General features: G+C 65.6%; 8 protein-coding genes. 3 read left to right on the forward strand and 5 right to left on the reverse strand.

The genetic code is table 11. The annotated features are described in order from the left end of the window. Positions 1-92: 92 nt before the first annotated feature. The 5 genes from AC07P1_RS22380 to AC07P1_RS22400 all read right to left on the reverse strand — a co-directional run bounded on the left by AC07P1_RS22380 (position 93) and on the right by AC07P1_RS22400 (position 8917). Positions 93-1436 (reverse strand): sigma-54-dependent transcriptional regulator, encoded by a 1344-nt coding sequence (locus AC07P1_RS22380; RefSeq protein ID WP_494697905.1) that lies wholly within the window; start codon positions 1434-1436, stop codon positions 93-95. Then, on the reverse strand, positions 1429-3336 hold the full coding sequence (locus tag AC07P1_RS22385; RefSeq protein ID WP_494697906.1) for a sensor histidine kinase: 1908 nt from the start codon (positions 3334-3336) through the stop codon (positions 1429-1431). Before AC07P1_RS22385 ends, AC07P1_RS22380 begins: the two co-directional genes overlap by 8 nt. Before the next feature lie 44 nt (positions 3337-3380). Continuing rightward, positions 3381-4373, reverse strand: coding sequence for a porin (locus AC07P1_RS22390; protein WP_494697907.1), 993 nt, complete (start codon positions 4371-4373; stop codon positions 3381-3383). Positions 4374-4463: 90 nt separating this feature from the next. Further along, positions 4464-5753, reverse strand: coding sequence for a dicarboxylate/amino acid:cation symporter (locus AC07P1_RS22395; protein WP_494697908.1), 1290 nt, complete (start codon positions 5751-5753; stop codon positions 4464-4466). A gap of 212 nt (positions 5754-5965) precedes the next feature. Beyond that, the gene (locus tag AC07P1_RS22400) at positions 5966-8917 is read right to left on the reverse strand and encodes a ligand-binding sensor domain-containing diguanylate cyclase (protein WP_494697909.1); all 2952 of its coding nucleotides are present in this window, start codon (positions 8915-8917) and stop codon (positions 5966-5968) included. A 171-nt stretch (positions 8918-9088) separates the two neighbouring features. On the opposite strand from AC07P1_RS22400, the gene AC07P1_RS22405 reads away from it, so the two are divergent. The 3 genes from AC07P1_RS22405 to AC07P1_RS22415 all read left to right on the forward strand — a co-directional run bounded on the left by AC07P1_RS22405 (position 9089) and on the right by AC07P1_RS22415 (position 12799). Continuing rightward, positions 9089-10417 (forward strand): TrkH family potassium uptake protein, encoded by a 1329-nt coding sequence (locus tag AC07P1_RS22405; protein WP_494697910.1) that lies wholly within the window; start codon positions 9089-9091, stop codon positions 10415-10417. After that, positions 10407-11105: a potassium channel family protein gene (locus AC07P1_RS22410; protein WP_494697911.1), complete on the forward strand. Its 699-nt coding sequence runs from the start codon at positions 10407-10409 to the stop codon at positions 11103-11105. Before AC07P1_RS22405 ends, AC07P1_RS22410 begins: the two co-directional genes overlap by 11 nt. Positions 11106-11347: 242 nt before the next feature. Then, positions 11348-12799 (forward strand): catalase, encoded by a 1452-nt coding sequence (locus tag AC07P1_RS22415; RefSeq protein WP_494697934.1) that lies wholly within the window; start codon positions 11348-11350, stop codon positions 12797-12799. Positions 12800-12879: the final 80 nt, after the last annotated feature.

Raw genomic sequence — 12879 nt, forward strand, 5'->3', positions numbered from 1 at the left:
CAATAATATACGCCGCTCGGCGCCCTGCGTCTTGCGCCGGCAAATCACAAAGAATGACGAAATCCGCACAATCATGCAGACGTCCCCGGCGTTTATTTATACACGTCCGAGGTCAAACCGTACTTTTGCATCTTGTAGTACAGCGTCTGCTTCGGCACCGCCAGCGCCACGCTGACCTCGCTGACGCTACCGCCGGCCTTGCGCAGCTCCTGCTCGATGACGGCGCGCTCGAAGCAGCCCACCTGCTCGGCCAGCGGCAACGGCGCCAGGCTGCGCGCCGACAGCAGGCCGTCGGCGCCGCTCGACAATCCCAGCACAAAACGTTCGGCGATGTTGCGCAGTTCGCGCACATTGCCCGGCCAGTCGTGCGCCATCAGCGATTGCATCAACGGCCCCGGAACCGGCGGCGCGGGGCGCTTGTAGCGCGCCGCCGCGCCGAGCAGGAAGTGCTCGAACAACAGCGGAATATCCTCGCGCCGCTCGCGCAGCGGCGGCAGATTGAGCACGATCAGATTCAGGCGGTAGTATAAATCGCTGCGGAATTTCTGCTGATCCGACAGTTCCTTCAAATCGTCCTTGGCGGCGGCGATCACGCGCACGTCCACCGGCACCTGGCTGTTGGAGCCGAGCCGCTCGACGTAGCGCTCCTGCAGCACGCGCAGCATCTTCACCTGCAACGACATCGGCAAACTCTCGATCTCGTCGAGGAACAGCGAGCCGCCATCGGCGTGTTCGATCTTGCCGACCTGGCGCTTGCCGGCGCCGGTGAAGGCGCCCGGTTCGTGGCCGAATACCTCGCTCTCGAAGATATTCTCGGGAATGGCGCCGCAATTGAGCGCGACGAAATTGCGCTTGTGGCGGCGGCTGTACTGGTGCAGGCATCGCGCCACCATTTCCTTGCCGGTGCCGGTCTCGCCGTAGATCAGCACATCGGCCGGTTCGTCGGCCAGGTCCAGGATCAGGCGGCGCAGATCGCGCATCGGCGCCGAGTCGCCCAGCAAGGTGGCCTCGATGCCGACGCCATGCTCGATGCGGTGGCGCAGCGCGGCCACCTCCAGCGTCAGGCGGCGCGTCTCCAGCGCGCGCTGCACCACCTCGGACAGCTGCTCCGACGAATACGGCTTGGCGATGAAGTCATAGGCGCCGTCGCGCATGGCGTTGACCGCCATCGTGATATCGCCATGGCCGGTCACCAGCACCACCGGCAACTGGGCGTCGATGGCCTTCACCGCCGCCATCAGATCGAGCCCGCTCATGCCGGGCAGGCGCACATCGGTGACGACCACGCCGGCGAAGCCAGGGGTGACCTTCGCCAGCGCCTGTTCGGCCGCATAAAAGGCCTCGACCTGGAACCCGGCCAGGTCCAGCGCCTGCGCGCTGCCCGCGCGCACGGTGGCGTCGTCCTCGACCAACAGTACTTTCATCGCTTCATACATCTATAGTCTCCTGCTCCGCAAGCGGTAATTCAATGATAAATTTTGCACCGGCGCTGGCCCCGCCGCCACCTCCGGCCTCGACCCTCAGCATGCCGCCGAACTCGCGCACGATCTGCTCGGAGATGGCCAACCCAAGTCCAAGGCCCTGCCCCTGCGGCTTGGTGGTGAAAAATGGTTCGAATAAATGGGCGCGGATGTCTTCCGGAATGCCAGGGCCGGTGTCGGCCACGCCGATCATCACGCGTTCGTCGGTGCGCTCGACGCTGACGGTCAGCTCGCGCGCCTCGCTGTCCGCCATCGCGTCGAGCGCGTTGTTAAACAGATTGACCAGCACTTGCTCCAGGCGGTTGCTGTCGCACAGCGCGTGCACATCCTGGCTGCGCATCGACATGCGGAAGTTGACGCGCTCGCGCTCCACCCGCCGCTCCACCAGGAACAGCGCGGCGGTGATGGCGGCCGCCACCGGCACCGGCCGCAGGCTGGCGTCGGCCTTGCGCGCGAACTGGCGCAACTGGCCGGTGATCAGTCCCATGCGCCCGACCAGCTGCGAGATCGTCGCCAGATTGGTCTTGGCCTCCTCCAGCCGGTCACGCTCGATCAGCACCTTGGCGTTGTCGGCCATCGTGCGCAGGGCCGTCAGCGGCTGGTTCAGTTCATGCGTGATCCCGGCCGACATCTGCCCCAGCACCGCCATCTTCGCCGCCTGAACCAGTTCGCTCTGGGCCTGGCGCAGCTTTTGTTCGGCCTTGCGGCGCACGATATTCTCCTCGCTCAGGTTGTGCGTCATCTGCTGCAGGCTGGAGGTGCGCTCGGCCACCATCGTCTCCAGGTTGTCGTAGGCGCGCTGCAGGTCCTCGCGCGCGCGCAACCGCTGCAGGCCCAGGCGGCGGCGCTGGCGCGCGTACAGCACCAGCATCACCAGCAAGGCCTGCACCAGCAAGGCGAACAAGAACACATTGCGCGCGCTGGCCCGGGCCGGCGCGAGATCGGACAGGTACACAAACTGCCATTTGCGCGGCGCCAGCGAGCGGGCCTGGCTCACCATGTTCGAACGCGGCCCGGCGTCGGAGGCCGCGTCGGGCACCGCGATGATGCTGGCGCCACCATCGATGCGGCGCACCTCGCGCATGCCCAGTGGCGTCAGCGCGTGCGAAAAATACTGGCGCGACGCCTCCAGTTCCTGCCGCACCGCCGGCGCCAGCGGCGCCAGGGTGCGGTATTTCCATTCGGGGACGGAGGTCAGGAAGACCACGCCGTGCGCGTCCGCCAGCAACACCTTGTCGGCGCCCTGCACCCAGCCCTTTTCCAGTTTCTCGATATTGACCTTGACCGTGGCCACGCCCAGCATGCGGCCGTTGTGGTAAATCCCGTGCGCGAAGAAGTAACCCGGCTCGCCGCGCGTGGTGCCGACGCCATAGAAACCTCCCGGCTCGCGGCGCAGCGCGTCGCGCACGTAGGGCCGGAACGAGACGTCGTCGCCGACGAAGCTATCGCGCTCGCGCCAGTTGCTCGACGCCTGCGTCACGCCCTGCAGATTGACGATGTAGATGGTGGTGGATTTGGAGAGGCGGTTGACCTTCTCCAGGTATTCGTTGACTTCCCCGCGCAGCGCGTCGTCGCCGGGTTGCTGCAACAAGGCGATGACGTCCTTGTTCAGCTCCAGGGTGCCGGGCAGGAAGTCGTACTTGGCCAGCAGGTTCTCCAGGCTGAGGGCATAGCCGTCGAGCCGCTGCGCCCCGGACAGGCGCAGCCGTTCGATGGCCGCGTTCTCGGCCCAGCGCCAGCAAAAAATCGCCAGCGCCAGACAGGCGGCCAGCAGCAGCACCCACAGCGTGAGTCGCCTCCAAAGCCGCCGGCCCGGCCGCGATGGTGGAACCGTCTGCGATGGTACTGCCGCCATAATCCCCTCGTAAATTACCTCAAGCCGCGCTCGAACCCCGGCTATTAAAACACATGCCGCACACCGAGGTTGAATCCAGTCGTGCCGGTGCCGGTATCGGTGGCCGTGCCGACCTTGAAACCGGCGCCGTTGCGGTTGTTGATATGACCATAGGCGGTGTACAGGTCCGTGCGGCGCGACAGCGGATACAGATAGCCGATCGCGCCCTGCTTCGCATCCTGCCGCAGCGGCGAATCGTCATTATGATCGATGTACGACATCAGCAGCGTACCAACCGGCAGCGCCACGGTGAAGCCCAGCAGCGTATCCTTGCTTTCATTTTCAAGCAAGTCCTTGTTACGCGCGTGCGCCACGTGGACCGTGAGCTTGGCGAACTGGTAGCGCGCCGTCAGCATGGTGTTGCGGCTGCGGGCGGTGGCCAGCGCGTTGTCGCGCTGCTGGTGCGCCAGCACCAGGGTCAGGGGGCCGTTCTCGTAGGTGCCGCTGCCGGCGATGCTGCGGTTCTTGCTGGTGTCGCCGGCCACTTCGCCATAGCCGTACAGGACATCGGCCGAGAAGCCGGCCACCTTCGGCGTGATGTATTCCACCGAGTTGTCGACCCGCGAGTTATTGGCGAAGATGTTTTGCGAATTGCCCGCCCAGCCGGTCTGGAACGGGTCGGCGATGTTGTTCAGCGTTTTGTAGAACGGCGAGTACTGGCGGCCGATGCTGAACGCGCCCACCGGGGTGGTCAGGCACAGGTAGGCCTGGCGGCCGAACAGCAGCCCACCCTGGGCGGGGATGCCGGTATCGAGGTTGTTGCCGTTCTCCAGGCCGAAGGCTAGCGACATGCCGCCGCCCAGATCTTCCTTGCCCTTGATGCCCAGGCGCGAGCCCGAGCCGATGCCGCTACCGACCTTGGTGGTATTGCCGGCGGCGGCGCCCCGTTCGACCAGCAGGCCGGCATCGGCGACACCGTAGACGGTGACCGACGATTGCGCCAGCGCGGCGGACGACAATAAACCCAGCGCCAGGGCGCCGATGATATTTTTCTGCATCGTTACATCTCCTGAGATTACTTTTTTAGTCTTACTTTTGTGGTCTTACTTTTGTGGTCTTACTTCCGTGGTCCTGCTTTTTCAGGTGATTCACGCGGCGCGGATATTGGCGACACTGTCCTTGCCGTGCTCCGTGACCGGCGCCTGCTCCTCATCGAGCGCGCCCTCCCACTTGGCGACGACGGCGGTGGCCACGGCGTTGCCGACGGCGTTGGTGGCGGAACGGCCCATGTCCAGGAACTGGTCGATGCCCATCAACAGCAGCAGGCCCGCTTCCGGGATGTTGAACTGATTGAGCGTGGCGGCGATGACCACCAGCGACGCGCGCGGCACGCCGGCGATGCCCTTGGAGGTCACCATCAACAGCAGCAGCATGGTGATCTGGGTGCCCATCGACAGGTCGATGCCGTAGGCCTGGGTGATGAACAGCACGGCGAAGGTGCAGTACATCATCGAGCCGTCCAGGTTGAACGAATACCCCATCGGCATGACGAAGCTGGAGATCTTGCGCTGCACGCCGAACTGGTCCAGCGCCACCAGCAGTTTTGGATAGGCGGCCTCCGAACTGGCGGTCGAAAACGCCAGCAGGAACGGTTCGCGGATCAGCACCAGCAGGCGGAATACGCGCTTGCCGATGAAGGCGAAGCCACCCAGGATCAACAGCGCCCACAGGCACACCAGGCCCAGATAGAAGCCGCCCATGAACTTGGCGAAGGTCGCCAGGATGCCCAGGCCGTTGGTGGTGACCACCGACGCCATCGCGGCGAAGACGGCCAGCGGCGCCATCTTCATTATGCTGCCGGTGATGCGCAACATGACCTGCGCCAGTTGATCGACGCCGGCGGTCAGCTTGGCCGCCGACTGTCCCAGCGCGCCCAGGGCGCTGCCGAAGAAGATCGCGAACACCAGCACTTGCAGGATCTCGTTGTTGGCCATCGCCTCGATCGGCGACTTCGGCACCATGTGGCTGACGAATTCCTTGAGCGTGAAGGCCGAGGTTTTCAGGCCGGTGGCGGCGTCGATCGGTGGCAGCGGCAGGCCCAGATGGGTACCGAGCTGCATCAGGTTCGACAGCACCATGCCCAGGGTCAGCGACACCAGCGAGGCGATCACGAACCAGCCCATGGCCTTCATGCCGATGCGGCCGGCGGCCTTGCCGTCGCCCAGATGCGCGATGCCGACCGCCAGGGTCGAAAACACCAGCAGCGAAATGATCATTTTGATCAGACGCAGGAACACGTCCGTCACGATCGAGATATGGCCGGCGATGTCGGCGGCGGCCTTTTTATCGGGGAAAGCCTGGTGGCACGCGTAGCCGACGGCTACGCCCAACACCATGGCGATCAGGATGTACAGCGTTAGTGGGCGCTTTTTTTTCACTTTTATCATCTCCGTATTGATCCCCCGGCGGCGCCGCGAGGTACGGGTAGATAGCAATGGCTGTGCCAGTGCGCCAAACCGAAAAACAGCCACTCAAGCCATTGATTTCAATGATAATTCTTTATGGAAATGATGATTGCAACGTGATAGTGGGACGAAAAGCTGGCCCCGTCGCGGGCCGCCTGTATGGAAAGTTGGACAACGGCGCCGTTTCAGGATTCGCGCTCGGCGTATTCGATGCGGTTCCTGCCGTTTTCCTTGGCGCGGTACAGCGCCTTGTCGGCCAGTTTGATCAGCGATTCGGGCGTGCAGCCGGCCAGCGGTCCGGCCACCACGCCGAAGCTGCAGGCGACGTCGATGGCGACGCCCTCCTCCACCAGAACCGGATCGGCGCAGATTTCCCGGTGCAGGTCGCGGATGCGCTGCTCGCCGCCGCCGGCGTACAGCCCTGGCAGCAGCACGATGAACTCCTCGCCTCCATAGCGGCCGACGGTGTCGGAACCGCGCAGGCGGTCCGACAGGCGCCGCACGAATTCCTTGAGCACCGCGTCGCCGGCCAGGTGGCCGTAGGTGTCGTTGATGCGCTTGAAGTGGTCCAGGTCCAGCAGCACCACCATGAAACTGCCGCCGCTGCGCGCGGTGGCGGCGATTTGCTGGCCGATCATCTCCATGATCGCGACCCGGTTCCAGGCCTTGGTCAAGCCGTCCTTGAGGGAGCGCATGCGGTGCTCCTCGCGCGAGGCCTCCAGCTCGAGGGTCCGTTCGCGCACCAGCTGCTCCATCTCGGCGCTGCGGCGCAGGATGCCGCGCAGGCGCCAGCGGTACAGCAGCCAGGCCAGGGTCAGCGCCAGCAGCGCGCAGCCGGCGTAGAACCAGCCGCTTTGCCACCATGGCGGCATGATCGTCAGCGGCAGCTCGATCGGCCCGGCCGCCGCCTGCAGCATGGTGTTCTCGGCGCTCACCTGCAGCACATAGCTGCCCGGCGCCAGCGCCGGATAGCGAAGGACCGTGCCGTCTGTGACGGTCCAGCCGTTTTCCAGCCCCTTGAGCCGGTAGCGGTAGCGCAGCGCCTCGTGGTTGCGGAACGACAGCACCGCCAGCCTGACCTGCAGCGCACCGCCGCTCCAGGCGATCATCTGCGCCTTGGCGACGCCCAGCGGGTTGCCGTCGTAGTCGACCGACTCGATCCTCAGCGCCAGCTTCCTGGCCGCGAACAGGTCCTGGGGATGAACGATATGCGAAGCGCCGCTGCTGGTGCCGATCCACATCGAACCGTCGGTATCCTCGAAGACCGCGTACTGGTTGCTGTCGTTCCAAATCAGGCCGCTCTGCTGATTGAGCATGCGCCAGGACTTGCCGTTCCAGACGGCCACGCCGTCGTCGCTGCCGATCCACAGCCAGTGGCGGCGGTCGACATGCATCGACATCACCGAGCGGCCCGCCATCGGGGTGGCCGTCAGCGGCAACGGCTGCAACGCCAGCGCCTCGGCCGTGTCGTCTGCCGGCCCGTACCAGATGATCTCCTCGCGCGGACCGGCCAGCCACAGGTTGCCGGCATCGCAACTGAGCATGTTGACGACCCCCGGCAGTTTCGGCGCGCTCCACCGCGTGCCCGCCAGCCGCAACACCCTGTCGCTGGCGAGGAACCACAAGGTGCCGTCGCCGGTCTGGCAAATGGCGGTCACCCCGATATCCTCCTTCTGCTCGCCCAGCAAGGAACGCAGCCCCTCGACCGGCTGCGGCGTCGACGAATGTTCGGGGTCCCGGATCACGTACAGGCCGTTGTTGGTGGCGATCCAGATCCGGCCGGCGGCATCGACGAACAGGCGGTAGATCAGCGGCAGCTTCGCCACGTGGACGCCGCGTCCCGTAAGCCGGTCCCGGCGCACCAGCGCGCCGGAGAACGTGCCGCTCCACACATTGCCCGCGCGGTCGGTAGCGATCGTGCCGATTTGATGGTCGGCGCCCTCGTAGCCGCCCGCCGGCTGGCTGAAGCGCGCCTCGCCGGGCCGCTGGACCGCCGTGCCGCGCCCCGTTCCGAGATAGAGCGCGCCGTCGTCCGAGCGGTGGAACGACCAGATGTCGTCGCTGGGCAGCCCTTGCGCGGTGGTCCAGCTGGCGACGCTGCGATAACCCTGCCAGTGGGCCAGGCCCCGCCCCGCGAGGCCGAGCCACAGTTCGCCGTCGCTGTCGGCGAAGATGGCGGAGATGCCGCCGTCGGCCTTGAGCCCCTCCCTGGCGCCGTACTCCCGCCACTCGCCCGGCACCCCGCGCAGCAGGCCGTAATCGTTGTTCGACACCAGCGTGCCGTCGCTGTCCTGGGCCATCGGAAAATACTGCCTGACGGTGGCCTGCGCCACGCCGGGCGGCGCATGCGCCACCGCGCGCCTGGCCCCCGGCGCCAGCGACAGCATATGATCCTGGCTGCGCAACCACATCTCGCCGTCCCTGCCGGCGAAGATCGCGCCCCACTTCGCCGGCGGCACGCCCTGTTGCGGACCGTAGCGGGTCAGGCCGTCCGCCGCGTAACGGCATATCTGCTTGCCGCACCCCATCCATAGGGCGCCATCCCGGCCGGCCGCGATGCTGAAGATCTGCGCCAGCTCCGGGTTGGCGCGGCGCTGCGCCTCGCTGAAATAATATCGGGATTGCCATTTTCCGGCGCCGGCCGGCCGCACCTCCAACAGCTCGCGCTTGCCCACCACCAGCAGCGTGTCGTCGCCCTGACGGGCGAAGCGCTGTCCGGCCCACAGCACGATGGGCGCCCCGTCCGGGCCCGCGACCGCGACGCAGCCGTCGCTCCGCCACTCGCACAGGCCGGAGTCGGTACCGATCCACAGGCGGCCGGCGGCATCGGTGGTCAGCGCGGTGATGAACGCCGCCGGCAAGCCGTCACGCTTGCCATAGCGGAAAAAGCGCGCGCCGTCGAAGCGGAACAAGCCGTTCTCCGTGCCCACCCAAAGGTAACCGGCGCCGTCCTGGGCGATGGCGGTGACGGCCTGGTTGGCCAAGCCGTCGGCCTGGCCGTAATGGCGCAACGACATTTGCTCGGCGGCGGCAGGCACGCACAGCGCCTCGAAAGCCAACCATGCCAGAAAAACAACCAGCCACGCGCGCGCCTTCAACCACCCTGAAAAAAAAGCCGCGCCGCTGAAATACCGCATCACCACCCCGTATCGATCTGGAAGACCTCCAAGCATGCCACTGCCGCGCACATCCGTCCAGCATGGGATCGGCCACGCCCGGCGTCACGTATAATCGAGCCGCGCCGACGCCGATGCGACTTGCATCGCCTTCCCCACCCGGAACAACCTGACACTGCGACTTAAACACCGATGCGATCCGTGCTTCATCCCGCGCGCGCCGTGGCGCTGGCCTTTCTGATGGTGATCGCCTTCGGCACGGCGTTATTGATGCTGCCGTTCTCCCAAACCGGCGGCCAAGGCGCGCCCTGGCTGGTGGCCTTCTTCACGTCGGTCTCCGCCGTCTGCGTGACCGGCCTGACGGTGGTCGACACCGGCACCTACTGGTCCGGCTTCGGCCAGGGCGTCATCATGGCGCTGTTCCAGTTCGGCGGCTTCGGCATGATGACCGCCGCCACCCTGCTTGGACTGCTGGTCAACGACTCGCCGCGACTGCGCACCAAGTTGATCAGCCAGATGGAGACCCGCACGCTGGGCCTGGGCGACGTCACCAGCGTGGCGCGCCTGGTGCTGGTGGTCACCTTCGCCTCCGAGCTGCTGATCGCCACCCTGCTCACCCTGCGCATGCATTTCGCCTACGACCTGGCCTGGCCGCAGGCCGTGTGGAGCGGCGCCTTCCACGCCGTGTCGGCGTTCAGCAACGCCGGCTTCTCGATCCATGCCGACAGCGTGACGCGCTACGCCGGCGACGCCCTGATCCTGGCGCCGCTGATGATCGCCATCGTCGCCGGCGGCATCGGCTTCCCGGTGCTGCACGACCTGCGCCTCAAGCTGCGCGACCCGCGCCACTGGTCGATGCACACCAAGCTCACCTTGCTCGGCACCGGCGTGCTGCTGGCCCTGGGCTTCCTCGGCGTGCTGCTGTTCGAATGGCACAATCAGCGCACGCTCGGCGCCATGGGCCTGGGCGACAAGCTGCTGTCGGCCTCCTTCATGTCGGTGGCGGCGCGCACGGCCGGCTTCAACGCCGTCGATATCGCCGCGCTGACGCCGGAATCGTGGGCGCTGCACTACTTCCTGATGTTCGTCGGCGGCGGCAGCGCCAGTACCGCCGGCGGCGTCAAGGTCGGCACCATCGTCATCCTCGCGCTGCTGGTGATCGCCGAGGTGCGCGGCTTCCGCGACACCGAAGCCTTCGGCCGGCGCCTGGGCGCGTCGGCGCAGCGCCAGGCCATCACGGTCGTCGTGCTGGGTTGCGGCATGGTGGCCCTGGGCACCCTGGTGCTGCTGCACGTCTCCGACTTCCCGACCGACCGGATTATTTTCGAGGTGGTGGCGGCGTTCGGCACGGCCGGACTATCGACCGGCATCACCCCCGGCCTGCCGCCGGCCGGCCAACTGACCCTGGCCCTGCTGATGTTCCTGGGCCGGGTCGGCACCGTCACCCTGGCGGCGTCGCTGGTACTGGGCGAGCGCCGCCTGCCCTATCGTTATCCCGAGGAGCATCCAATTGTTGGGTAAAATTTTCACGGAACAGATCTCATTCCCGAACAGCGACAACATCGTCGTCGTCGGCCTTGGCCGCTTCGGCGGCGCCGTCGCCGAGGCGCTGATGCGCATGGGCCACGACGTCATGGGCATCGACCGCGACACGGAGCTGGTGCAGCTGTGGGCCGATAAGCTGACCCACGCGGTGCAGGCCGATTCCACCAACGAGGACGTGATGCGCCAACTGGGCGTGGCCGAGTTCTCGCACGCGATCGTCGGCATCGGCACCGACCTCGCGGCCAGCCTGATGTCGCTGATGGTGCTGACGGAGCTGGGTATCAAGGATATCTGGGTCAAGGCGCTGACGCCGGAGCACGGCCAGATCGCCAGGCGGGTGGGTGCCCACCACATCGTCTATCCGGAGGCCGACATGGGCGCGCGCGTGGCGCACCTGATCACCGGCCGCATGATGGACTACATCGAGTTCGACGACGGCTTCGCCATCGCCAAGATCCGCGCGCCGAACCTGACGCACAATATGACCTTGGCGCAGTCGCACGTGCGCGAGAAATTCGGCGTCACCGTGGTCGGCGTCAAGCGCCCCGGCGAGGACTTCCAGCACGGCCTGCCCGAAACCCATGTGCTGCCGGACGACCTGCTGATCGTTTCGGGCGCCACGCGCAAGATCGAACAATTCGCCAGCAGCGGCCGCAAGCGTTGAGACATTTCCTACAGAGACTGTTTTGTAACCGAAAGGTTTCATATAAGAAAAATCTATCGATTTCATACAAATAATTGATTTTGATAATTGTGTCGCAACCGTTAAGGTTTGCTTTCACACATCAAAGGGAGATACCCATGAAATCGACACAGCTCGCCTGTCGTCTGGCCGCCCTGGCCTTGACGGCAGCGGCCGGCATCGGCAACGCCGCCGCCCAAGCCACATCCGCCCCCGCCACCGTCATGACGCGCGACAACGGCGCGCCCATCGGCGACAACCAGAACTCCCAGACGGCCGGCCCCAACGGCCCGGTCCTGCTGCAGGATGTCCAGTTGATCCAGAAACTGCAGCGCTTCGACCGCGAGCGCCAGCCCGAGCGCGTGGTGCACGCGCGCGGCACCGGCGCCCACGGCGTCTTCGTCGCCAGCAAGGACATCTCCGACATCACGCGCGCGGCCGTCTTCAAGCCGGGCGAGGAAACGCCGGTGTTCGTGCGCTTCTCCAGCGTCATCCACGGCAACCACTCGCCGGAAACCTTGCGCGACCCGCGCGGCTTCGCCACCAAGTTCTACAGCAAGGAAGGCAACTGGGACCTGGTCGGCAACAACCTGCCGATCTTCTTCATCCGCGACGCCATCAAGTTCCCGGACATGGTGCACTCGCTCAAGCCGTCGCCGGACACCAACGTGCAGGACCCGAACCGCTTCTTCGACTTCTTCTCGCACCAGCCGGAAGCGACCCACATGCTGACCCGCGTGTACTCGGACCAGGGCACCCCCGCCAGCTACCGCGAAATGGACGGCAACAGCGTCCACGCGTATAAATTCGTCAACGCCAAGGGCAAGGTCAACTACGTCAAGTTCCACTGGAAATCGCTGCAGGGTGAAAAAACGCTGACCGCCAAAGAGGCGTCGGAGATCCAGGGCCGCGACTTCAACCACATGACGGGCGACCTGATCGCCGCCATCAAGGAAGGCCGCTTCCCGAAATGGGATTTGTACGTGCAAGTGATGACGCCGGAACAACTGGCCAAGTTGGACTTCAACGGCCTTGACGCCACCAAGATCTGGCCGACCAGCGTGCCGGAGACCAAAATCGGCACGATGACCCTGAACCGCAATCCGGACAACGTCTTCCTGGAGACCGAGCAATCGGCGATGGCGCCGTCGAACCTGGTGCCGGGCATCGAAGCGTCGGAAGACCGCATGCTGCAGGGCCGTTTGTTCTCGTACGCCGACACGCAGCTGCACCGCCTCGGCGCCAACGGCCTGCAACTGCCGATCAACCGTCCGCGCACGCCCGCCGCCAACTACAACCAGGACGGCGCGGCCAACAGCGGCGCCCGCAAAGGCGAAGTCAACTACCAGCCCAGCGCGCACGCGCCGCTGGCCGACAACGCCGAATACAAGTCCAGCCAACTGCCGCTGAGCGGCACGACGCAGCAGGCCCGTATCACGAAGACGCTCAACTTCGCGCAGGCGGGGGATTTCTACCGTTCGCTGAACGCGCAGCAGCAGGCCAATCTGGTCAGCAACCTGGCGGGCGATCTGGGTCAGGTGAAGGATGATGGCGTCAAGTACGCGATGCTGTCGTACTTCCAGAAGGCCGACGCCAACTACGGCCGCGCGATCGCCGTGGCGGTGAAAGCCGATCCGGCCAAGGTGCAGCAGCTGGCTGCAAAGCTGGTCGATTAATGTTGGAGGGGCCGCCCGGCGTCATCGGCGGCCCAATGAAGTAGAAACACCCCGGAGACACGTAGGGCCGATTACGCTTC

It is taken from the genome of Duganella sp. GW821-FHT07F09 (assembly GCF_059418705.1).